Genomic DNA, 21193 nt, shown 5'->3' with positions numbered 1-21193 from the left:
GCAACCCCCCGTTCAGCGGGTCGCGGCGCGGTACCAGGCGGTGATCGCCTGGCGCTCCTCCTCCTCCATGAAGGACAGGTTGGCGGGCGGCATCGCGTGGCCCAATCCGGCCTGAAGGTAGATCGCGCGCGCCTGCCGCGCGATCTGCGCTTCGGTCTCCAGCCGGATCCCCTTGGGCGGCCAATGCAGCCCTTCCCAGCCCGGTTCGGCGGCATGGCACATGGAGCAGCGGCCCAGCACGATATCATGCACGCGGTCGAACCCCTCGGCCTGCGCGAACCGCAGCGCGGGGCCGGTCGCCTCCTCCGGTTCGGCGCTGCGGAACATCGGCGCGGTGGAGAGCCACATCACCGCCAGGAAGATCAGAGCCGTCACCAGCCAGGTCCAGTACGGTCGCCCCTGCCGCGCATGCATGGAGTTGAAGAAATGCCGGATCGTCACGCCCATCAGGAACACCAGGCTGGCAATCACCCATGTGTACTGGGTGGAGAAGGCCAGCGGGTAGTGATTGGACAGCATCATGAAGATGACCGGCAGGGTCAGGTAATTGTTGTGAGTGGATCGCTGCTTGGCGATCTTGCCGTATTTCGGGTCGGGTTTGCGCCCGGCCTTCAGATCCGCCACCACGATCTTCTGGTTCGGGATGATGATCATGAAGACATTCGCGCTCATCAGCGTGGCGGTGAAGGCCCCCAGGTGCAGCAGTGCCGCCCGCCCGGAAAAGACAGAGGTATAGAACCACGCCAGCCCCACAAGGATCACGTAAAGGCCGATCATCAGGCGGGTGTTGTTCTCGCCAAGGCGGGATTTGCAGATCTGGTCATAGGCGACCCAGCCCAGTCCCAGCGACGCGATGGAAATCGCGATCGCCTGCCAGGGCGCCAGATCGGCGACGGCGGGGTCGATCAGGTAGAATTCCGCGCCCAGGTAATAGACCAGTGCCAGCAGCGCAAAGCCCGACAGCCAGGTCGCGTAGCTTTCCCATTTGAACCAGACCAGGTGGTCGGGCAGGTTTGCCGGGGCCACCAGGTATTTCTGGATATGGTAGAAGCCGCCGCCATGGACCTGCCATTCCTCGCCATCCGCGCCGGTGGGCAGGTTGCGATCGCGGTGCAGCCCCAGGTCGAGCGCGATGAAATAGAACGATGACCCGATCCAGGCGATCGCGGTGATCACGTGCAGCCAGCGCACGGCAAATTCCAGCCAGGCGCCCATCGCGGCAAAATCGTACATGTCCCGGTCCCTTCGTGGTTCCCGGAATCCTAACCATGGATCGGCCCGTCTCGCAATTCCGCGCGAAGGTGGTTGGCAGGAAGAAATATTCCACTACCTGCATGTGAACAGATGTCAGGCACAGGAGAGCAAGATGTTTCACAGGACATCCCCCGCCCGCGGGCCGGGATCACCCCGGGTGGACGGGTTCCACGACGCGGCGACAGGATCGGTGCAATACGTGGTCACCTGCGAGGCGACCGGCCAATGCGCGCTGGTGGATGTGGTGCAGGATTTCGATCCCGCCGCCGCGCGCAGCCACATGGGTTCGGCGCAGGAGGTACTGGACTTCGTCGCCGCGCAGGGCTGGACCGTGGCCTGGGTGCTGGACACCCACCCCCATGCGGATCATCTGATGGCGTCGGACTGGTTGCGTGCGCAGACCGGCGCGCCCAACGGCATCGGCGCCAAGGTGGCCGAGATCGCGGAGCTGTGGCGCGACCTGTACCATTTACCCGAGGCCTTCGAGCCCGCGCGCGACTTTGACCACCTGTTCGAGGATGGCGCCCGGTTCGCGCTGGGCGATCTGGAGGTGCAGGTGATGCTGTCACCGGGGCATACGCTGGGCTCTGTCACCTATGTAGTGGGGGATGCGGCGCTGGTGCATGACACGTTCATGCATGTCGATGTCGGCACCTCCCGCGCGGATTTCCCCGGCGGATCCTCGGCCCGGTTGTATGACAGCCTGATGCAGATCCTTGATCTGCCAGACCAGACGCGGCTGTTCATCGGCCACGATTATCCCCCGGTGAAGGGGCGCGAGGGTCCGGCCTGGGAGGCCAGCGTCGCCGACCACCGCGCCCACAACCCCCATGTCGGCGGGGGCACGACGCGGGCGGACTACATTCGCCTGCGGGACGAACGCGATGCCACGCTGGGCCTGCCGGACCGGATGCTGCACGCCTTGCAGGTCAATCTGCGCGCCGGACGCCTGCCCGCGTCGGAGGCGGATGGCCACAGCTATTTCAAGATCCCTGCCAATCGATTCTGAACAAGGAGAGAGCGATGAAAACCGAAACCGTGGACGGCGTGGCGCTGGAAAGCTGGACGCCACAGGAAGTGGCCAGCGCGCTGGAGGCCGGAGAGATCGTGCTGATCGACGTGCGCACGCCGCAGGAATTCATGTTCGAACATGTCGAGGGGGCGATGCTGATGCCGATGTCCGGCTTCACGCCCAAAGCTTTGCCGGGGCAGGGAGAGAAGCGGATCGTACTGCATTGCGGATCGGGCGTGCGGTCCGAGAAGATGGCCCGCAGCGCCATCGCCGCCGGGTTGGACCGCATCGCCCATATGGAGGGCGGTTTCGGTGCCTGGAAGGCCGCGCGCCTGCCGCATATCGGCACAGACATGGCCACCGGCGCGCCAAAGAAGGTGACGCCCTGACGGCAGGCGGGGCGGGGCGCTTCGGGTTGGAGCGCCCCGCCTCCGCCCCCCGGCGCCTCTGACGCGGGCGCCTCTGAAGTGGGCAATGGCCTGCCGCGCGTCCATCCTGTCCCCGACGGGGCCGGGCAGCGGGGCACGAAAAAACCCGGGCGCGGACGCCCGGGTCAGGTGTGTGGTCGACTGGACCGGGCTTAGCCCTTGGCGAATTCGGGATAGGCTTCCATCCCCAGTTCGGCCTTGTCGAGGCCCATCAATTCGTCTTCTTCCGAGACACGCAGCCCCATCAGAGCCTTGATGATGAACCAGACCACGAAGGAGGCGACCAGAACGAAGATCCCGACCACGATGATGCCGTAGAGCTGTGCGCCCAGCGTTGCATCGGGGTTGGTCAGGACGACGGCCAGAGTGCCCCAGATGCCGCAGAACAGGTGCACCGGGATGGCGCCGACAACGTCGTCGATCTTCAGCTTGTCCAGCATCGGCACGGCGAAGACGACGATCACACCGCCCACGGCACCGATCAGAGTGGCCGCGCCCAGCGTCGGGGTCAGCGGTTCGGCGGTGATGGACACCAGACCGGCCAGCGCGCCGTTCAGGATCATGGTCAGGTCGGGTTTCTTGTACAGCAGCTGCGTGACGATCAGGGCCGCGATGGCGCCGCCTGCGGCTGCGGTGTTGGTGTTGGAGAAGATCCGCGACACGTCGGCCACATCACCCACGGAGCCCATCGCCAGCTGCGAGCCGCCGTTGAAGCCGAACCAACCCAGCCACAGGATGAACGTCCCCAGGGTTGCCAGCGTCAGGTTGGAGCCGGGGAAGGGGATGACAGCACCGTCCTTGTACCGGCCCAGGCGCGGCCCGAGGATCAGCGCACCGGCCAGCGCGGCCCAGCCGCCCACGGAGTGCACCACGGTGGAGCCTGCGAAGTCCAGGAAGCCCGCTTCGTCCAGGAAGCCGCCGCCCCATTTCCACGACGCTTGCAGCGGGTAGATGATGGCGGTCAGGATGATGGTGAAGACCAGGAAGGGCCACAGCTTGATCCGTTCGGCCAGCGCGCCCGACACGATGGAGGCGGTGGCAGCACAGAACATCAGCTGGAAGAAGAAGTCCGAACCGGTGGAGGCATAGCCCAGGTCATCCGCATCGGCAGGCGCCACGCCCACCGCTTCGAGGACGCCGGGGCCCCAGACACCGGACAGCACCCCTTCGACGGACCAGGTGCCCAGCGGGTACATCAGGTTGTAGCCGATCAGGTAGTAGAAGATGGAAGCCAGCCCGAAGAGGCCCATGTTCTTCGTCAGCTGCATGGTGACGTTCTTGCCGCGCACCAGCCCGGCTTCGAGCATGGCAAAACCGCAGGCCATGAAGAAGACGAGGAAGCCGCCGATCAGGAACAACAGCGAGTTGAGGACGAAGACCGAATGTTCCGGCACGGCGCCAGCGGGGGCCGCAGCCTCGGCCGCGTCCTGCGCAAGGCCAAGGCTCGGGGCCGCGATCAGCGCGGCGGCGAGGCCCAATTTGGAGAGCATGTTCATGTTTGTTTCCCTTTCCCTGTCCGGTGGCTCACAGCGCGTCGGCGTTGGTTTCGCCGGTGCGCACGCGGACCGCCTGCTGGAGGTCGAGCACGAAAATCTTGCCGTCGCCGATCTTGCCGGTCTTGGCGGTGGTGGTGATGGTTTCGACGACCTGATCCGCCATCGCCGCGTTGACCGCGATTTCCAGCTTGATCTTGGGAACGAAATTCACCGCGTATTCCGCGCCGCGATAGATTTCGGTATGGCCGGATTGCGATCCGAACCCCTTGATTTCGGTCACCATCATTCCGCGCACGCCGATCTCGGTCAGCGCTTCGCGGACCTCCTCCAGCTTGAACGGTTTGATTGTTGCAACGATCAGTTTCACTACGATCCCCTTCCTTCGCACGGGTGTATCCCCGTCCTTGACCCCTGCAGATAAGACGCCGGTACCTGCATCGGTGAAGAATTAGGCGACCCTTGCGGGGCGAATGTCTGGGCGAATGATCAAAATATGGGCAATTGTGGAGTGTCGCATAAATTTTGTGCGAAACGTGAACGCTGCGGCAGGCGGAACCACCCTCAACAAAGCGGCAGAAACTGGATAGTCTGCGCCCAAACAAGAAAGTCCGGGCAGGCAGCATGAGTGATTCAGGACGACGCAAACCACCATTGGTGGCGGAAAAGCGCTATGGGCAGAGCCAGGGCAGGAAGAAGCCCGCGACGCGCAAACCCGCGACCGGCAAGTCCCGTCCCCGGGGCGGCAGCGGCGGATCGGGAGGCAAGCGCCCCCCCGGACGCGGGCGCGGTCCCGCCCGACGCGGCCCGAAACGGCGGGGCAACCCGGTGCTGGGCGTGCTGTCGGGGATCACCCGCTGGGTGCTGCGCCTTGTCTGGAACCTGTCCTGGCGGCTGATCATGGTCGTGGGTCTGCTGATTGTCGGCAGCTCGGCTTATATCGCCTCGACCTTGCCGGAATATGATCAGCTGCTGGACGGCCGGTCGCGCGGATCGGTCACCATGCTGGACGACACCGGACAGGTCTTTGCCTGGCGGGGCGATCAATATGGCGGCGAGGTTACGGCCAGCACCGTCTCTCCCTACCTGCGCAACGCCATCGTCGCGACGGAGGACAAGAGGTTCTACAAGCATTTCGGCGTCTCGCCGCGCGGCATTGCCTCGGCCATTCGGATCAACCTGCGCGAAGGGCGGGGCCCGTTGCAGGGGCACGGCGGCTCCACCATCACCCAGCAGACGGCGAAACTGCTGTGCCTGGGGCGCGACTATGACCCCGACGTCTGGAAGAACGAACGCGAATACGAGGCCGATTGCCGCCGCACCACGCTGTGGCGCAAGGCCAAGGAGGCGGTGTTCTCCGTTGCGATGGAGATGCGGTATTCCAAGGACGAGATCCTGTCGATCTACATGAACCGCGCCTTTCTGGGTGCCGGGGCACGCGGTTTCGAAGCGGCCAGCCAGCGCTATTTCGGCAAGTCGGCCGCCAACGTGACGGCGGCCGAATCCGCCATGCTGGCCGGGCTGCTGGTCGCGCCGACGCGCTACGCCCCCACCAACGACCTGTCGCGGTCGCAGCGCCGGGCATCGGTGATTATCGGTCTGATGGAGGACCAGGGCTATCTGGACGGCTCCGAGGCGCGGCAGGCCCGCGCCAACCCGGCCGAGCTGTCAGAAGCCGCGGAGGCCGAAGCCGGCGGCTATTTCGCCGATTGGGTCATGTCTTCGGGACCGGATTTCCTGACCCGCGACACGACGGAGGACGTGATCATCCGCACCACGCTGGACCAGCGGATTCAGCGCGCGGCGGAGGACGCGATGCAGACCGTTTTCGAAACCAAGGTGCGCGAAGGCTCAAAGGCCCAGGCCGCCATCGTGGTGATGAGCGCCGACGGCGCCGTGCGCGGCATGGTCGGCGGGCGCAAGCTGCGCGTGTCGGGCGTGTTCAACCGCGCCACCCAGGCGAAGCGGCAGTCCGGCTCGGCATTCAAACCCTTTGTCTATGCCACCGCGCTTGAATTGGGGTGGAGCGCCTTTGACATGGTCGATGACACGCCGTTGACCATCAATATCCCCGGTTCCGGTGCCTATACGCCCGAGAATTACGACCGCAAGTTCCGTGGCCCCGTCACGTTGGAACAGGCACTGATGCAATCGCTGAACATCCCCGCCATCCGCATCAGCGAGGCCGTGGGCCGCGACAATGTGCGCCGGGTCGCGTCGGATTTCGGGATCTATTCCGACCTGGCCGAAGGGCCGGCCATCGCCCTTGGCGCCTCGGAGACTACGCTGGTGGAGATGGTCGGCGCCTATGCCGGTATCCTCAACGGCGGGTCATCGGTTACGCCTTACGGTTTGGTCGAGGTCCGGTTGATGGGCGATGACGAACCCATGATGGACAGCGAAGGCGGCATCGGCGAACGCGTCATCCGCGAGGAAGCCGCGCGGGAACTGATCTGGATGCTGCACCAGGTGGTGACGCGGGGCACCGGGTCGCGCGCCGGGATCGACGGCTGGCAGATCGCAGGCAAGACCGGCACCAGCCAATCGGCGCGCGACGCATGGTTCGTGGGGTTCTCGGCGGATTATGTCACTGGGGTCTGGATGGGCTACGACGACAACACGCCGCTGACCGGGGTCACCGGCTCTGGCCTCCCGGCAGAGATCTTCCGGGAGACGATGGACCGCGTGCATGACGGTTTGGAGCCGACCCCCCTGCCGATGTCCGAACCCACACCGCCCGCGCGTCCGCAGCCGGTGCAAGATCCCAACCAGGCACAGCAGCGCAATGTCTCGCCGCTGGAACGCGCGTTGAAGGATATCTTCGGGATTCGCTAGCCGCGATCTCCGCCGCCGCGGTCCCGCTTTGTCATGCGGGCGGCATCGTTCGGTCCTCGGGGAGAGACGTCGGGGCAGCGCGGCCCGCAAATGGGCGCGCCACGGGGTCGTGCGACCGGTTCCCGGCCCGCTCAGGTGGGCCGCGCAGGTTGTCCAGTCCTGGCCCGCAGGCGCCGCCCGGTCTTTCCAGTCCGCCTTGGCAGACCCGCGACCAGCGGCGCCCGGCGATCAGCCCGCTTTTTGCAAATCCGCGATCAGCCCGTCGATACTGCCCCGGTTGCGGTCCAGCATGGCGCCGATTTCCGTCCGTTCGGACAGCCGCATGGAGATTCCTTCGATAAACATGTCGAAGAACAGCGGCCGCCCGCCCTTGTCGGAGACCAGGAATTTCACTTCGAACGGGCTTTGCCCGCGCAGGTAGGCGGTGGAGACGACCTCGACCCAGGATTTGACCGGACGTACGCCGCCGACCTCGATTCGGCCGCCGATGAACTCGCGGAACCGCTTGCCGTATTTTCGGGCGATATACCCCTGGAAGGCGCGGGTATAGGCGGCCATCTGACCGGCGCTCAGCCCACGGGCATCGGGGCCCAGACAGGACCGCGCGATGATGTCGACATCGGCGTAATTGGCAAAGATCCGTTCGAAATCCGAGATCATGGATTGCGTCGACCCGCCGGAGGCGATCACGCGGTTGATTTCGGTCACGACCTTGGTCACCAGGGTCGTTGCCTGGTCATTGGTCAGGGCGCGGGCACCGCGTGGCAGGGCCAGGGCGGCGACGCCCAGGGCCAGCAGCCCGCCGGTCACCGCGCGGCGGGACAGCCGCGCGTCACTCGGCATAGGGGTCGGCATATGGGTCCGCGTAGGGGTCTTGGGAAGCTTGTGCATAAGGGTCCTCGTAAGGATCGGCAAAGGGATCGCCCGCGTCATTGCCCGACCCGCCCTGGTTGGAGCCAAGGGTGAAACGGCGATTCTGAAGATAGGTCAGGCGCGCCTGGGCATAGGAATCGGCGCTGTCGTACAAAAGGGAATCCACCGTCCCTGCATAACGCCCCCGGTCGCCAATTCGTTTCACGACACCTGCGACGGGACCGGCATATTTCTCGGGATCGTCCAGAACATAGCTGAGCGGATTGGTGAACAGATCGACGGCCATGCCCGCTGCGCGCCGCTCGGTCGAGGGGCCGACGCCGGGCAATTCGACATAGGCGCCTTCGGGCAGGCCCCAGACATACAGCGTTTCGCCGAAGTCGGAGCGCCGGGCCGGAACACCGAAGATTTCGGCGGCATCCACCAGACCGGCCATGCCGATGGTGGAGTTCACGACAAAACGGTAGGTATTGACCAGCGCGTCGTCCAGCCGGGCCTGAAGGATGTCGTTCACCACGTAGGAGGGCGTCGCCAGGTTGCCGGCGAAATTGCCCACCGCATCGGAGACGTCATCAGGCACCACCTTGGCATAGGTCGTGCCGGCCGGGCGCAGCAGCGCGCGGTCCAACCCGCGGTTGAAGGCGTGCATCCGGCGGTTCGCCCCTTCGTAAGGGTCGAAGACCTGGGGCGCGGGCCCGTCCGGGGTGGTGCAGGCGGCCAGCAGCCCAAGCGCCAGCACGGCGCCAAGGCGCATAACGAAAGATGCCTTAATTTGCATGACCCGCATCACGGTTCAAAGACCCCCCAAGGTTCCTGAACGCCTATCTATGTATCGCGCACGAAACAACCAGAGGGCCCCGGGCCGCAGCCGGGCCAGTGTTGCACCTGCGCGACAGGCTGTGGCCAACCTACCGCGCGTCGCGTCAGGGGCAAGCGGTTTGCGTCACCCGAACCGGCACCGGCGGGATTGCCCCCCTCCCTGTTCAGGGGGGAGGGCAGGCGGGACGGGGCGCTTTGCGGTTGCAAAGAGCGGCGCGGGCTGTAGCGTCGCCCAAAAGACAGGAGACCGACATGAGCACGATCGAAGCCAGCCTCGCCCGCCTGGGCGTCACCTTGCCCGATGCGCCCGCACCGGCGGCGAATTACGTGCCATGGGTGATCGCCGGGAATCTGGTGCATGTTTCGGGCCAGGTGTCGATGGATGCCGACGGCCTGGTCAAGGGCAAGTGCGGCGACACCCTGACGGCACAGGACGGCGCGGCGGCGGCGCGGCTTTGCGCGATTTCCCTGCTTGCCCAGGTCAAGGCAGCCTGCGACGGGGACCTGGACCGGCTACAACGGGTGGTCAAGCTGACCGGCTTTGTCAATTCGACGCCGGAATTCGAGGACCAGCCCAAGGTCGTCAACGGCGCCTCCGATTTCATGGTGGAAGCTCTGGGCGAAATCGGTCGCCATGCGCGGTCGGCGGTGTCTGCTGCCTCCCTGCCCTTTGGCGTCGCGGTGGAGATCGAAGGGATCTTTCAGATCGCCTGAGGGGCAGCGGCCGCCCGCCCTTCCGGGCCTCCACGCCCCCTGGCACCCCTGCCTTCAGACGTCTCCCGCCCCAATCATACCCGGAGCGCCGGCCATGTCTCACCCTTCCCTGCCGCCCGAATTCCTGGACGCATCGATCGCCCACCGGGCCTTGCATGACGTGGCACAGGGCCGGCCGGAGAACGCCCCGGAGGCGGTGGAGGCTGCCTGTGTCGCAGGCTACGGCATCGAAATTGATCTGCAATTGTCTGCCGACGGCGTGGCGATGGTGTTTCACGACTACGATCTGAAGCGCCTGACCGGCCAGTCCGGCCCGATCCGCCAGCGCAGCGCGGCAGAACTGGCGGAGACGCCCCTGATCGGGGGCGCCACCGGGGTGCCGACCCTGGCGCAGGTTCTGGATCAGGTCGCTGGACGGGTGCCGCTGCTGATCGAGCTGAAGGACCAGGACGGCGCCATGGGCCCCGCCATCGGTCCGCTGGAAGAGGCGACCGCCCGCGCGCTCAAGGGCTACGCCGGGCCGGCGGCGGTGATGTCGTTCAACCCGCATTCCATCGCCCGCATGGCGACGCTGGCCCCCGACCTGCCGCGCGGGCTGACCACCTGCGCCTATCGTGCCGTGGATTGGCCGCTGCTGCCCGCCGCCATGCGCGACCGGCTGGCAGGCATTCCCGATCTTGACCGGGTTGGCGCGGGGTTCGTAAGCCATGACGCCCGCGACCTGGACATGCCCCGGATCGTTGCGCTGCGGGATGCGGGAATGCCGGTGCTGTGCTGGACCATCCGCAGCGCCACGGCAGAGGCTGCGGCACGGCGCCGTGCCGACAATGTGACTTTTGAGGGCTATCCTTCGGTCAGCCATGCTTGATTGTGCTGCATGGCGGCGCAGATAGTGGCGGGATGAACATGGAACCGACATCACGGAACGACATGCAGATCGAGATCCGCGTGTTGCAATCGCTGTCCGACATCCCGGCCGGTGACTGGGACAGATGTGCCTGCCCGGAGGCGGTGGATGGCGGCCGGCCCGACGACCCCTTTACCACCCACAGGTTCCTGAAGGCGCTGGAGGACAGTGGCTCTGTCGGGCCTGGGACCGGCTGGGATCCGCTGTACCTGACCGCCTGGGATGGCGAGACGATCATCGGTGCCGCGCCGCTCTATGCGAAGGGTCACAGCCAGGGCGAATACATCTTCGATTTCTCCTGGGCCCATGCCTATGAACAGGCGGGTGGGCGCTATTATCCGAAATTGCAGATCGCCGTGCCCTTTACACCCGCCACCGGACGGCGCCTGCTGACGGCACCGGGCCGGGAGGTCGAAGGCCGCTCTGCTCTGGTGCAGGGCGCGGTGCAGCTGGCGGCGGACAACGGGCTGTCGGGTGTGCATGTCACCTTCTGCACCGAAGACGAGGCCCGCGCCGGGGAGGCGATGGGCCTGATGTCCCGTGCCAGTCAGCAATTCCACTGGCTGAATGATGGCTATGCCGGGTTCGACGATTTTCTGGCCACGCTGTCCTCGCGCAAGCGCAAGACGCTGCGCCGCGAACGGGCGCGGGCCAATGCCTTCGGCGGAGAGATCCATGCCCTGACCGGGGACGAGATCCGGCCCGAGCATTGGGACGATGTCTGGCAATTCTACCAGGACACCGGCGCACGCAAATGGGGCACCCCGTACCTGAGCCGCGAATTCTTCGAGATCGCACATGACACGTTGCGCGACGACATGCTGCTGGTGCTGGCCGAACGGGACGGGCGCAACATCGCGGGCGCTCTGAACCTGCTGGGCCGGGATGTGATCTATGGCCGCTACTGGGGCTGCATCGAACACCACGAATTCCTGCATTTCGAGCTGTGCTATTATCGCGCCATCGACCACGCCATCGCCAATGGGCTGTCGCGGGTCGAGGCCGGCGCGCAGGGAGAACACAAGCTGGCCCGTGGCTATCTGCCAACCCGCACCCATTCCCTGCACTGGCTGGCGGATCCCGGCCTGGGCAACGCCGTGCGCGACTTCCTGAAAGCCGAAGCCGCCGCCGTGGATGACGATATCGAAGTGCTGACCGCGTATGGCCCGTTCCGGCGCGACAGACAGGAGGAACAGGATTGACCGAAAAACTATCCGACACCGCGCGCAAGTCACTGATCGAACCGCTGCTGGCCAGCGGCTGGACGCTGGAACAGCAGGACACGGTCCTGGCCAAGACATTTCGGTTCGACGATTTTCCCTGCGCCTTCGGGTTCATGACCCGTGCCGCGATCTACGCGGAGAAATGGGACCATCACCCCGACTGGTCCAACAGCTACAACACGGTCGCCGTCCGGCTGACCACACATGATGTCGGCGGGATCACCTCGCTGGATGCGAAACTTGCACGAAAGATGGATCAACTGGTCTGATGGATATCACGTCTCTGATGAACACCGAATTATGGAACGGCAAGACGCTGGCCGATCTGCTGACCCTGGAATTCCTGGCCGATATCGTCGGTTCCGTGCTGGCGGCGATCGTCATTCTGGTGATCGGGCTGCTGCTGGCCGGTTGGGCGAAACGCCGGATCAACAAACTGTCGCAGCGCCACGCCCGGCTGGATGACACGCTGTTCAACTTCCTCGGCTCGATCCTGCGCTATGCGATCATCGGGTTCGCGGTTCTGTTCGTGCTCAATACCTTCGGGGTGCAGACGACATCGGTCGTGGCGGTCATCGGTGCCGCCGGCCTGGCCATCGGCCTGGCGTTGCAGGGGACGCTATCCAATATCGCCGCCGGGGTGATGATCATTTTCTTCCGTCCGATCCGAAACGGCGATTTCGTCGTGATCGCGGGCGAAATGGGCACGGTCAAGGATATCTCGCTGAACTATACCGAACTGGCCAGCTTGGGGAATGTGCAGATCATCATCCCCAATTCCGAGGTTTGGGGGAACACGATCACCAATTACTCCATCTACCCGACGCGACGTGCGGAATGGACCTTTGGCGTGGGCTACGGCGCCAATCTAAAGCGCGCCGAGGAGGTGATCCGCGACACGATCACCGGCGATCCGCGCGCCCATACCGACCCGGCGCCCTTTATCCAGGTGAACAACCTGGGGGATTTCTCTGTCGATTTCCTGGTGCGGGTCTGGTGTGACGCGGGCGATTTCTTCCAGTTCCAGGCGGATATGAAGCGCCAGGTCAAGGAGGCGCTGGACGCCGCCGGGGTCGATATTCCCTTCCCAACGCACACCCTGCTGCGAGGTGACGACGACAGCGCCGCGCCCGCCGCCACCGCCCCCCGTGGCGCAGCGCAGGCCCATCGGCGTGGCTTTGACGGTGCCGAGGAAACGGATGACGGGACCGCCGGCGACGACGGTGCCCGAGGCTGACCGGGGGACGCGTCGCCTGACCGGCGGCGCGCCATTCTGCTGCCTTTCGGCGGCCTGGCTAGCCCAGCGGTCGGGAGAGAAAGCGCAGCACTTCGGCGGAATCGTCGCTGCGCGCGATGTCGGCGGCGCGGGACAGCATGGCGGCCATGCGGGTCGCGCGCTGCATCAAGGCCGGTTCCGGCTGGCGCATCGTCCAGCGCAGGTTCCGCCATGACGCCGCCCGGAACGCCGCTGACAGGATGGTATCCGGGATCAGGCTGTCCGCCGCTTCCAGCAACCGCGATTCGGCGCTGAACAACCTATCGCGGGAAAATGGCCGGTCGGTCAGCATGTCCCGCGCCGTCAGCAGCGAGGCGCGGGCGCCTTCGGGGATGTGGACAGGGCAGGCACAGGCGGCGGCAGCCAGCAGCAGCGCCTGGTGCACCTGCCCGTCCCGCTGGCGGTTTTCCTCGTGCAGCGGGGTGGTGACGGTGCCAATGCCGGTACGGGTTTCGACCAGCCCTTCATAGGCCAGAAGTTGCAGGACCTGTCGGATCGGTGTGCGGGAAACGCCGAAGCTCTGCGCCAATTCGCCCTCGTGCAACAGCATTTCGCATTCGTCCTGGGCGATACAGATCCGTTCCCGGATCAGCATAGCCATTTCGTCGTGGGTACGTCTCATTCAATAGGTCGCCATTATTTCTTGACCTGTATACAGGCGCGCTTTAACCGGGGCTGATCTGGTTTAGGTATATGCATGCTCCGGGTGAGGGAAGCCGCCACGCTCGGAGCTTCGGTTGTAAGCGGAAAAACGTAGATGAGCATGATTGACGGGACAGCCCTGCGGGCTTCGATAGACTATCCAGGGGGTGGGGCCTGTATTATGTCCGGATTTCCGGGGCTTGAGATTGGTGTTGAGGGCAGCGCCTATATCAGCCCAGAGCAATTGGGCGAAACTATGGCGGCGCTGGCGGAACGCGGCGTTGCGCGGATGGTGATCCTGGCGGAAGAAGATGAATTGCCCGCCGGCGCCTTTGCCGATGTGCAATGGGTCGCCCAATCGCGCGGGGTCGCACTGGAATTCTTGTCGATCCCCGATTTCTCCACTCCGGGGACGGCGTTCATGACGCGCTGGCGGGATCTGTCACCGGCGCTGCACAGCCTGTTGGCTCAGGGCGGCACCTTCGCCTGCGCCTGCCAATACGGCGCCGGGCGCAGCGGCGTTCTGACCGCGATGATCCTGATCGAGGCCGGGCTGCCTGCTCTTGCCGCCATCGCGCGCCTGCGGCAGGATTTTCCCGAAGCGGTGGAGAACTCCGCCCAGGAGGACTGGCTGATCGCCTATGCCGAGGAGCTGACCACCCGCCAGGCTGCCGCAAGGTAAGGTGTCAGACTTTCGTATCATGAAATTGATTGACCGGCTCACCCGTATACAGGTATCGTTTTGACAGGGGAGAGGTTCGGACACAGAATCCACCCGGTAGGGATGCAAGGGGTAGACGCGTCCACAACACGCAAAAACCGGGATGCCTTGGGCGTCCCGGTTTTCGTTTGCGGATGGCGAAGGGCCTTGGGCCGAAGGACTGCGCCTCCGGCCCGTTTCCAAATCCTGCATGGAGGCCTGTGCCTACATCGAGGCCAGCAACCCCTCACCCGCGGAAACCTCGCAGATGCCGGGGTTTTCCTCGATGTTCAGGACGGTCACGGTGCCGTCCTCCACCAGCATGGCGAAACGGCGCGACCTGTCGATCAGCCCGGCGGGCGGAGCAGAAAAGTCCAGCCCGGCGGCCTTGGTGAATTCGGCCTGCGGATCGCCCAGGAACGTCAACCCGGCCTCGCCCGCGCCGGTGCTGTCCGCCCAGGCGCCCATGACGAAGGGGTCGTTGACGGAAACGCAGATGATCTCGTCCACGCCCTTGGCGTCGAAATCGCCTTTGGTGCGGATGAAGCTGGGCACATGCGCTGTGCTGCAAGTGCCGGTATAGGCGCCCGGAAGCCCGAAGATCACCACCTTGCGGCCCGCGACCTTGTCGGCCAGCTTGACCGGGGCGGGGCCGTCGGCCGTCATCTGTAAAAGGGTGGCATCGGGCAGCTTGTCGCCTTGATTGATTGTCATGTCTCTTCCTGTCGCTGAATTGCCATTGGCACGCAGATGGATATAGCGTCTGCCCGGTGCAGAACAATGACCGGGAGGCATCGGGCGATGACACATGTTGCAGTGGTGGGCGGCGGGCAGGCCGGGGCATCGGTCGTGGCGCGGCTGCGCGCGGGCGGCTTTGACGGGGAAATCACCCTGTTCTGCGCCGAGGCGGTGCCCCCCTATCAGCGCCCCCCCTTGTCCAAGAAATACCTGCTGGGAGAGATGGCCGAAGACCGCCTGTACCTGCGCCCGGCGGAGTTCTACGGCGAAAAGGGGATCACCCTTCGCACCGGCGCGGCGGTGCGGGCCATCGACCCGGTGGCGCGCCGGCTGACCGTCGACGGCGCGCCGGTGTCCTATGACGAGCTGGTGCTGACCACCGGATCCGTGCCGCGCCGCCTGCCCGCCGCCATCGGCGGGGCGTTGGGTGGCGTGTTCTGCGTGCGCGGGTTGGCCGATGTGGATGCCATGGCGCCGCGCTTCGCCAAAGGCGCGCGGGTGCTGATCGTCGGCGGCGGCTACATCGGGTTGGAGGCCGCGGCGGTTGCGGCACAGCGCGGTCTGCATGTCACGCTGGTCGAGATGGCGGACCGCATCCTGCAACGGGTCGCCGCGCCCGAAACATCGGATTTCTTCCGTGATCTGCACCGCCGCCATGGTGTCGACCTGCGGGAGGGCATCGGCCTGGACCGGCTGACCGGCGATGGCGAGGTGTCGGGCGCGGTCCTGTCGGATGGCACGGAACTGGCGGTGGATTTCGTCATCGTCGGCGCAGGGATCGCGCCCGATACGGCGCTGGCGGAGGCCGCCGGCCTGACGCTGGACAACGGCATCGCCTGCGACGCGCAGGGGCGCTGTTCCGCGCCCGGGATCTGGGCGGCGGGGGATTGCGCCTCCTTCCCGTGGCAGGGCGCACGGCTGCGGCTGGAAAGCGTGCAGAACGCCATCGACATGGCCGAAACGGTTGCCGACAACATCCTGGGTGCGGACCGGCAATATCTGCCGACGCCTTGGTTCTGGTCCGATCAATACGATGTGAAATTGCAGATCGCGGGACTGAACACCGGCGCTGATCACATTGTCATCCGCCCCGGCGAGGGGGAGGCCCGGTCGCATTGGTATTTCCGGGGGCCGCGTCTGATCGCGGTGGATGCGATGAATGATCCGCGCGCCTACATGGTGGGCAAGCGTCTGATCGAGCAAGGGAAATCCCCGGCTGCCGCGCGTGTCGCCGACACTGCGATACCGGTCAAGCAATTGTTGACCGCCTGATGCGCATCGTTGCCGGACGATTTCGCGGGCGCAGGCTGGCCACGCTGGGAAAGGGCGACGCGGGCGCGCATCTGCGCCCCACCACCGACCGTGTCCGCGAAAGCCTGTTTTCCATCCTTACCGGTGGCCGGTTCGGCGATCCGGTTGCGGGCGCCCGCGTCCTTGACCTGTTTGCCGGGACCGGTGCTCTTGGGATCGAGGCGCTGTCGCGCGGCGCGGCGCATGTCACGCTGGTCGATGACGGGCGCCTTGCGGGGCGCCTGCTGCGGGAGAATATCGCTCTGCTCGACATCGCGGCGGAGACCCGCCTGATGCGCGCCAACGCGACCCGCCTGCCGACCGCGCCGGGTGCCGCCGATCTGGTGTTCCTCGATCCGCCCTATGGCAAGGGGCTGGGGGAACGCGCCCTTGCCTCGGCATTGGGGCAGGGCTGGGTCGCCGACACCGCCCTTGTCGTTTGGGAGGACAGCGCCCCCGTCACCCCGCCGGAGGGGTGGCAGATCCTGGATACCCGCCAATTTGGCGACACGCGCATCAACTTCCTGCGCGCGGCACCCTAGAGCGGCGCACCGCGTCGTCGGTGCGGAAAGTGCACGACCCCGGTCCCGCGCCGTGTCGGAGTGGTGGTTTCAGGTCTCGTAGGTCGGATGGAACTTGCCGGCGGGCGACAGCGTGAAGATCTCGAACCCGTTGGCGGTGACACCGATGGAATGTTCGAACTGGGCCGACAGCGACTTGTCGCGGGTCACGGCGGTCCAGTCGTCTGCCAGTACCTTGGTTTCCGGGCGCCCCAGATTCACCATCGGTTCGATCGTGAAGAACATGCCTTCCTCCAGCACGGAGGCGGTGCCGGGGCGGCCATAATGCAGCACGTTGGGCGGCGCGTGGAACACCCGGCCCAGCCCGTGCCCGCAGAAATCGCGCACCACGGACATGCGATGGCCTTCGACGAAGGTCTGGATGGCGTGGCCGATGTCGCCGAAAGTGTTGCCGGGTTTCACCGCCTCGATCCCGACCATGAGAGCATCATGGGTGATCTGGATCAGCCGCTCCGCCTTGCGGGGCAGCTTGCCGGCGACATACATGCGCGAGCTGTCGCCGAACCAGCCATCCACGATCACCGTAACATCGATGTTCAGGATATCACCGTCCTTCAGCTTCTTGTCGCCGGGGATGCCGTGGCAGACGACATGGTTCACGCTGATGCAGGAGGCGTGCTTGTACCCCTTGTAGCCGATCGTGGCCGAGGTGGCGCCGGCGCGGGTGACATGCGCCTCGATCAAGCGGTCCAGCTCGGCCGTGGATTGGCCGGGAAAGACCTGGGGCGCGATCTCGTCTAGGATCTCGGCGGCCAGTTTCCCGGCTGCGTGCATTCCGGCGAAATCCGCCGGGTCATGGATGCGAATGCCGTCTCGGGTCATGCGGCCGCGGTGTTCCTGGTTCAAGGCTCGTTTCCTTTCTCGCTGGCGCAGAAAATAGGGGTTTTCGGAGCGAACTTCCAGTGATTGCGCGGTTGATGACGTCGCGGGTCAGGAATGTGGCGTCAGGGCAAGGATCGGCGCGGGGCGAAGGTCGCGGCACGGGACGCTCGACACGGGCCAGGGTTTCGGGAAGATTGACGCGATGTTGCTGCGAATCCTGATCTTTCTGACCGCGCTTTCCGCCACGCCCGCCATGGCGGACCCTTGTATGGCCCAGGTGCAGGCGCTGTTCGACGGCCCGCTGGATCCGTTGCAGCGTGGGCCGTACCGCAGCGAGACCCAGGTGATGACCCGCGAGGGGCAGGTGATGCGGGTCTTCGACACCATCACCCAGACGCCGCAGCGCGCGATCACGACGGAGCGTGGCAGCGGCCTGCACATGCTGGTGTATGACGATCGCCGCTGGACCGGCCCGAGCCCCGACGGCCCCTGGACTCCAGCGGTGCAATCCCTGCCGGAGCCGTCGCCTCGCGCCTTGCGGGGCCGCCTGGCGGAGCGGCGCGCGAACCTTGCCAATCCCGTCTGCGCCGGGCCCGAGGATATTGGCGGGCGCCAGCTGCTGCGGTTTTCCTTTACCACGCAATCGGATCTGCCGGGCGCGGGCGGCACCCTGGCCCAGCAGGAAACGGTATGGACGGATCCGCAGACCGGGCAAGTGCTGATCCATGCGCGCAGCGGTTTTCAGGCGCCTGTGTCGCCGCTGGCCAGCGTGACCCGCCCGCAGGAGGTGCACGTCACCCGCTATGCGCCCGACCCGGAGCTGCGCATCGCCGCGCCGACCGAGTAGCCCCGCCGCCGGTCAGTCCCACTCCACATCGCCGACAAAGATATAGCCCGCGCCGTAGATCGTCTTGATCAGCCGGGGGTTCTTGGGGTCTTCGCGCAGCTTGGTCCGCAACCGCGAGATCCGCACATCCATCGCGCGGTCAAAGCTCTCTCCTGCCGCGCCGCCCAGCGTCTCCTGCATCATCGGGCGGGAAATCAGGCGCTTGGGCCGTTCGAGGAACAGGCGCAGCACCTCCCCCTCCGCATGGGAAAAAGGGGTTTCCGCGCCGGTCGGATCCTCCAGCGCGAAACGGTCGAAATGCGCCGTCCAGCCGGTGAACCGCGCGGTCATCCCGACGTTGGTGGCGGGGCGGTCGCGGCGCAGGCGGGCGCGGACACGGGCCACGACCTCGGCCGGATCGAAGGGTTTGATGATGTAATCATCCGCTCCCAGTTCCAGCCCGGTGACGCGGTCCTGCACCTGGCCCCGCCCCGAGATGATGATTACCGCCGCGCCTTTCTCCAGCGCCAGCCGGTGCACCAGCGTCAGCCCGTCGCGGTCGGGCAGGGACAGATCCACCAGACAGACATCCGGCGTCAGGTTCTTCAGCGCCGCCTCGAATTCCGTCGCGCGGGAGAATCCCAGCGTGCGGAAGCCGGCATCTTCCAGCGCGGCGGCCAGGATGGCGCGGATCTCCGGTTCGTCGTCCAGGATGGTGACAAGGGCGGTGGCGGTCATGGATCTTCGGCCGACAGGAAGGCGGCCAGGGCGGCCAGGTCAAAGGGCTTTTGCAGCACCGGCCCGCGGGCGATGGCGTCACGGTGCATCGGATGGTCGCGGCGCAGCGAGGTCATCATGAAACAGGGCGGGGCATCGGCGGGCAGGTTGTCGAACAGGTCGATCCCTGTCTGCGTGCCCTCCAGCGTCAGGTCCGACAGGATCATCGACAGGCCGGGCACCTCGGCGGTCAGGGTCAGGGCCTCCTCGGTCGAGGTCGCCTCGATCACCGGGTGGCCGATCTCGCGCAGCATGTCGCGGATGGACTGGCGCAGGTCGGGGCTGTCCTCCACCAGCAGGACAAGGCCCTGGGCGATGGCTTCGGGGACATGTCGCCAGGGCAGGTGCAGCGTCACCTGCGCGCCCCGGCCCGGCGGATTGTCCAGCCGCATCCGCCCCCCGGCGCGCTGCGTCATGTCGTAGACCATCGACAGCCCCAGGCCGGAGCCTTCGCCGCCCTTGGTGGTGAAGAACGGGTCCAGGCCGCGGGCCAGCGCCTCGGCGGAAAATCCCGGTCCGGTATCGGTGACTTGCACTTCGATCCAGGTGTCGCGCCGGGGGGAGGCGCGCAGCGTGATCCGGCCGCGTGCGGGGCCGATGGCGTCACGGGCGTTCAGCACCAGGTTCAGCAAACTGTCCTGTAGCATCCCGGCGTCCAGCCACAGTTTTGCCGCGCCGATTCCGTCCTCGATATGCAGGGTGATGTTGTCACCAAGCGCAGAGGCCGCAAGGGTGCGGATATCGTCCAGGAACTGCACCCAATCGGTGGCCGCGGGCTGGTGATCCCGCCCGCTGGTCATGTCGGCGATCCGGTTCAGCAACACGCCCCCGCGTTTCGCCGCCCCCTGCGTGGCCGAGACCAGCGCCGGGGCCCGGCCCGGCAGGTCCATCCTGGCCAGCTGCGATTGCAGACCCAGGATGATGGTCAACAGGTTGGAGAAATCATGCGCCATCCCCGACGTGACCTGCGCCGCCAGTTCCCGGCGGCGGGTCTGTTGCAGGGCTGCGCGGGTCTGGGTTTCCTCGGTCACGTCCATGGACAGGATGTAGACGCCGCCGTGATTGTCCGGTGTCTTGGCGGTGCGGATGCGGCGGCCGCTGGCTTCGTCGGAGAATTCGAACACGGAGGAGCGCCCGGCCAGCGCCGCCTCGATATAGGGGCGGACGGCCTGGAATGCCTGCTGGCCCAGAACCTCGGCGATATGCATCCCGATGATGTTCGACGGCCGCCCCGGCATGATCATGTTCAGCCGCCCGTTGGAGAAGGTATAGACCAGCGCGCCGGAGATATGGGCGATATGGGCCGGCATCATCTCCGTCGTCAGGCGGGTGCGGGCCTCCATCTCCGTCAGTTCCTGCCGGGCCTCTTCCAACGCGGCATTAGTGGCCTGCAACTCGCGGTTGGCGGCGGCCAGCTGTTCTGCGCGGGTCAGCAGCTGGTCCGACAATTCCTCGGACCGTGCGCGCAGCAGGCGTTCCTGTCGTTGGGTGTCGGTGATGTCGGTATAGACGGTGACCCATCCGCCCTGCGGCAGCGGCGCGCCCTCGACGCTGATCACCCGGCCATTGGCGCGGGTGCGCTCCATGTAATGCGGCCGAAAGGCGCGGGCCTGTTCGACGCGCAGGCGCACGCTGGCCTCGATATCATCGATCGGGCCGTATTCACCGACCTCGCATTGATGGCGGATCGTGTCTTCGAACCGGGCGCCGGGGCGGGTCAGGGGGGCGGGCAGGTGGAACATGGTGCGGAACGGACGGTTGCACATCACCAGCCGCAGGTCGTCGTCATAGACTGACATCCCCTGCTGGATCAGGTTCAGCCCGGCGGTCACCAGGGAATAGGGCGGCGCGGTGCGGGTCACGGGCACGGGTCTGTCTCCTCCTGTCGGATATGGCTAGCCCGGACTGGCCGTTCAGGAAAGGTCGAATGCCCCGCCGCCGCGACTGTTACAATTCGTTAGGTTTCGGAAATCTTCCCGAAAA

General features: G+C 65.8%; 22 protein-coding genes. 12 read left to right on the top strand and 10 right to left on the bottom strand.

The features are described 5' to 3' along the window. Positions 1–12: 12 nt before the first annotated feature. Positions 13–1233 (bottom strand): urate hydroxylase PuuD, encoded by a 1221-nt coding sequence (locus G5A46_RS03925; protein ID WP_163847489.1) that lies wholly within the window; start codon positions 1231–1233, stop codon positions 13–15. A gap of 133 nt (positions 1234–1366) precedes the next feature. Between G5A46_RS03925 and G5A46_RS03920 the strand changes: the two genes are divergently transcribed. Together G5A46_RS03920 and G5A46_RS03915 are read left to right on the top strand one after the other, a co-directional pair. Further along, positions 1367–2263, top strand: coding sequence for an MBL fold metallo-hydrolase (locus G5A46_RS03920; RefSeq protein WP_163847486.1), 897 nt, complete (start codon positions 1367–1369; stop codon positions 2261–2263). 14 nt (positions 2264–2277) lie between these two features. After that, the gene (locus G5A46_RS03915) at positions 2278–2655 is read left to right on the top strand and encodes a rhodanese-like domain-containing protein (protein ID WP_163847485.1); all 378 of its coding nucleotides are present in this window, start codon (positions 2278–2280) and stop codon (positions 2653–2655) included. 191 nt (positions 2656–2846) lie between these two features. Here the strand turns inward: G5A46_RS03915 and G5A46_RS03910 are convergent, their stop codons facing one another. Together G5A46_RS03910 and G5A46_RS03905 are read right to left on the bottom strand one after the other, a co-directional pair. Further along, positions 2847–4190: an ammonium transporter gene (locus tag G5A46_RS03910; RefSeq protein ID WP_163847483.1), complete on the bottom strand. Its 1344-nt coding sequence runs from the start codon at positions 4188–4190 to the stop codon at positions 2847–2849. Positions 4191–4218: 28 nt separating this feature from the next. Beyond that, on the bottom strand, positions 4219–4557 hold the full coding sequence (locus G5A46_RS03905; RefSeq protein WP_163847480.1) for a P-II family nitrogen regulator: 339 nt from the start codon (positions 4555–4557) through the stop codon (positions 4219–4221). 254 nt (positions 4558–4811) lie between these two features. Between G5A46_RS03905 and G5A46_RS03900 the strand changes: the two genes are divergently transcribed. Further along, positions 4812–7022: a transglycosylase domain-containing protein gene (locus G5A46_RS03900; RefSeq protein ID WP_163847478.1), complete on the top strand. Its 2211-nt coding sequence runs from the start codon at positions 4812–4814 to the stop codon at positions 7020–7022. Positions 7023–7250: 228 nt separating this feature from the next. On the opposite strand, the gene G5A46_RS03895 is transcribed toward G5A46_RS03900, so the two are convergent. Together G5A46_RS03895 and G5A46_RS03890 are read right to left on the bottom strand one after the other, a co-directional pair. Next, positions 7251–7877, bottom strand: coding sequence for an MlaC/ttg2D family ABC transporter substrate-binding protein (locus G5A46_RS03895; protein WP_163847476.1), 627 nt, complete (start codon positions 7875–7877; stop codon positions 7251–7253). After that, the gene (locus G5A46_RS03890) at positions 7855–8649 is read right to left on the bottom strand and encodes an MlaA family lipoprotein (protein WP_163847474.1); all 795 of its coding nucleotides are present in this window, start codon (positions 8647–8649) and stop codon (positions 7855–7857) included. Before G5A46_RS03890 ends, G5A46_RS03895 begins: the two co-directional genes overlap by 23 nt. 317 nt (positions 8650–8966) lie before the next feature. Here G5A46_RS03890 and G5A46_RS03885 point away from each other — a divergent pair, with 317 nt between their 5' ends. The 5 genes from G5A46_RS03885 to G5A46_RS03865 all read left to right on the top strand — a co-directional run bounded on the left by G5A46_RS03885 (position 8967) and on the right by G5A46_RS03865 (position 12795). Next, complete coding sequence (locus tag G5A46_RS03885) at positions 8967–9428, top strand: RidA family protein (RefSeq protein WP_163847472.1); 462 nt, start codon at positions 8967–8969, stop codon at positions 9426–9428. Positions 9429–9522: 94 nt separating this feature from the next. Beyond that, positions 9523–10296: a glycerophosphodiester phosphodiesterase family protein gene (locus tag G5A46_RS03880; RefSeq protein ID WP_163847470.1), complete on the top strand. Its 774-nt coding sequence runs from the start codon at positions 9523–9525 to the stop codon at positions 10294–10296. Positions 10297–10334: 38 nt separating this feature from the next. After that, entirely contained in the window at positions 10335–11537 is a 1203-nt protein-coding gene (locus G5A46_RS03875) for a GNAT family N-acetyltransferase (protein WP_420821346.1), read from the top strand. Continuing rightward, positions 11534–11827 (top strand): 4a-hydroxytetrahydrobiopterin dehydratase, encoded by a 294-nt coding sequence (locus G5A46_RS03870; protein ID WP_163847467.1) that lies wholly within the window; start codon positions 11534–11536, stop codon positions 11825–11827. Before G5A46_RS03875 ends, G5A46_RS03870 begins: the two co-directional genes overlap by 4 nt. Then, positions 11827–12795, top strand: a complete 969-nt coding sequence (locus G5A46_RS03865) for a mechanosensitive ion channel family protein (protein ID WP_204318685.1) — start codon at positions 11827–11829, stop codon at positions 12793–12795. Before G5A46_RS03870 ends, G5A46_RS03865 begins: the two co-directional genes overlap by 1 nt. A 58-nt stretch (positions 12796–12853) precedes the next feature. On the opposite strand, the gene G5A46_RS03860 is transcribed toward G5A46_RS03865, so the two are convergent. Beyond that, positions 12854–13456 carry a GntR family transcriptional regulator gene (locus G5A46_RS03860; protein ID WP_163847465.1) on the bottom strand — a complete coding sequence of 201 codons (603 nt, stop codon included), beginning with the start codon at positions 13454–13456 and terminating at the stop codon, positions 12854–12856. 201 nt (positions 13457–13657) lie between these two features. Here G5A46_RS03860 and G5A46_RS03855 point away from each other — a divergent pair, with 201 nt between their 5' ends. After that, positions 13658–14158, top strand: coding sequence for a protein-tyrosine phosphatase family protein (locus G5A46_RS03855; RefSeq protein ID WP_163847463.1), 501 nt, complete (start codon positions 13658–13660; stop codon positions 14156–14158). Between the two features lie 243 nt (positions 14159–14401). Here G5A46_RS03855 and G5A46_RS03850 read toward each other — a convergent pair whose 3' ends face one another. Further along, the gene (locus G5A46_RS03850; RefSeq protein ID WP_163847460.1) at positions 14402–14890 is read right to left on the bottom strand and encodes a peroxiredoxin; all 489 of its coding nucleotides are present in this window, start codon (positions 14888–14890) and stop codon (positions 14402–14404) included. 87 nt (positions 14891–14977) lie between these two features. On the opposite strand from G5A46_RS03850, the gene G5A46_RS03845 reads away from it, so the two are divergent. Next, on the top strand, positions 14978–16186 hold the full coding sequence (locus G5A46_RS03845) for an NAD(P)/FAD-dependent oxidoreductase (protein ID WP_163847457.1): 1209 nt from the start codon (positions 14978–14980) through the stop codon (positions 16184–16186). Next, positions 16186–16746 carry a 16S rRNA (guanine(966)-N(2))-methyltransferase RsmD gene (gene rsmD, locus G5A46_RS03840; protein ID WP_163847455.1) on the top strand — a complete coding sequence of 187 codons (561 nt, stop codon included), beginning with the start codon at positions 16186–16188 and terminating at the stop codon, positions 16744–16746. The genes G5A46_RS03845 and rsmD overlap by 1 nt, the downstream gene beginning before the upstream one ends. Before the next feature lie 69 nt (positions 16747–16815). Here rsmD and map read toward each other — a convergent pair whose 3' ends face one another. Continuing rightward, complete coding sequence (gene map / locus G5A46_RS03835) at positions 16816–17607, bottom strand: type I methionyl aminopeptidase (RefSeq protein ID WP_163849871.1); 792 nt, start codon at positions 17605–17607, stop codon at positions 16816–16818. 202 nt (positions 17608–17809) lie between these two features. Here map and G5A46_RS03830 point away from each other — a divergent pair, with 202 nt between their 5' ends. Continuing rightward, positions 17810–18454: a hypothetical protein gene (locus tag G5A46_RS03830; RefSeq protein ID WP_163847452.1), complete on the top strand. Its 645-nt coding sequence runs from the start codon at positions 17810–17812 to the stop codon at positions 18452–18454. Positions 18455–18466: 12 nt separating this feature from the next. Here G5A46_RS03830 and G5A46_RS03825 read toward each other — a convergent pair whose 3' ends face one another. Next, positions 18467–19171: a response regulator transcription factor gene (locus G5A46_RS03825; RefSeq protein WP_163847449.1), complete on the bottom strand. Its 705-nt coding sequence runs from the start codon at positions 19169–19171 to the stop codon at positions 18467–18469. Next, complete coding sequence (locus G5A46_RS03820; RefSeq protein ID WP_163847447.1) at positions 19168–21078, bottom strand: PAS-domain containing protein; 1911 nt, start codon at positions 21076–21078, stop codon at positions 19168–19170. Before G5A46_RS03820 ends, G5A46_RS03825 begins: the two co-directional genes overlap by 4 nt. Positions 21079–21193 lie beyond the last annotated feature (115 nt).

The organism is Pseudooceanicola aestuarii (assembly GCF_010614805.1).
In the GTDB taxonomy this organism is placed as follows: Bacteria; Pseudomonadota; Alphaproteobacteria; order Rhodobacterales; family Rhodobacteraceae; genus Pseudooceanicola; species Pseudooceanicola aestuarii.
The sequence above is the reverse complement of the archived record's forward strand: the minus strand, read 5'-3'. Positions and strand labels throughout refer to the sequence as shown.

Coding starts and splice junctions, on each gene's coding strand:
- G5A46_RS03925 (WP_163847489.1), bottom strand. CDS start 1,233: ATGTACGATTTTGCCGCGATGGGCGCCTGGCTGGAATTTGCCGTGCGC.
- G5A46_RS03920 (WP_163847486.1), top strand. CDS start 1,367: ATGTTTCACAGGACATCCCCCGCCCGCGGGCCGGGATCACCCCGGGTG.
- G5A46_RS03915 (WP_163847485.1), top strand. CDS start 2,278: ATGAAAACCGAAACCGTGGACGGCGTGGCGCTGGAAAGCTGGACGCCA.
- G5A46_RS03910 (WP_163847483.1), bottom strand. CDS start 4,190: ATGAACATGCTCTCCAAATTGGGCCTCGCCGCCGCGCTGATCGCGGCC.
- G5A46_RS03900 (WP_163847478.1), top strand. CDS start 4,812: ATGAGTGATTCAGGACGACGCAAACCACCATTGGTGGCGGAAAAGCGC.
- G5A46_RS03895 (WP_163847476.1), bottom strand. CDS start 7,877: ATGCCGACCCCTATGCCGAGTGACGCGCGGCTGTCCCGCCGCGCGGTG.
- G5A46_RS03890 (WP_163847474.1), bottom strand. CDS start 8,649: ATGCGCCTTGGCGCCGTGCTGGCGCTTGGGCTGCTGGCCGCCTGCACC.
- G5A46_RS03885 (WP_163847472.1), top strand. CDS start 8,967: ATGAGCACGATCGAAGCCAGCCTCGCCCGCCTGGGCGTCACCTTGCCC.
- G5A46_RS03880 (WP_163847470.1), top strand. CDS start 9,523: ATGTCTCACCCTTCCCTGCCGCCCGAATTCCTGGACGCATCGATCGCC.
- G5A46_RS03875 (WP_420821346.1), top strand. CDS start 10,335: ATGGAACCGACATCACGGAACGACATGCAGATCGAGATCCGCGTGTTG.
- G5A46_RS03865 (WP_204318685.1), top strand. CDS start 11,827: ATGGATATCACGTCTCTGATGAACACCGAATTATGGAACGGCAAGACG.
- G5A46_RS03860 (WP_163847465.1), bottom strand. CDS start 13,456: ATGAGACGTACCCACGACGAAATGGCTATGCTGATCCGGGAACGGATC.
- G5A46_RS03855 (WP_163847463.1), top strand. CDS start 13,658: ATGTCCGGATTTCCGGGGCTTGAGATTGGTGTTGAGGGCAGCGCCTAT.
- G5A46_RS03850 (WP_163847460.1), bottom strand. CDS start 14,890: ATGACAATCAATCAAGGCGACAAGCTGCCCGATGCCACCCTTTTACAG.
- G5A46_RS03845 (WP_163847457.1), top strand. CDS start 14,978: ATGACACATGTTGCAGTGGTGGGCGGCGGGCAGGCCGGGGCATCGGTC.
- rsmD (WP_163847455.1), top strand. CDS start 16,186: ATGCGCATCGTTGCCGGACGATTTCGCGGGCGCAGGCTGGCCACGCTG.
- map (WP_163849871.1), bottom strand. CDS start 17,607: ATGACCCGAGACGGCATTCGCATCCATGACCCGGCGGATTTCGCCGGA.
- G5A46_RS03830 (WP_163847452.1), top strand. CDS start 17,810: ATGTTGCTGCGAATCCTGATCTTTCTGACCGCGCTTTCCGCCACGCCC.
- G5A46_RS03825 (WP_163847449.1), bottom strand. CDS start 19,171: ATGACCGCCACCGCCCTTGTCACCATCCTGGACGACGAACCGGAGATC.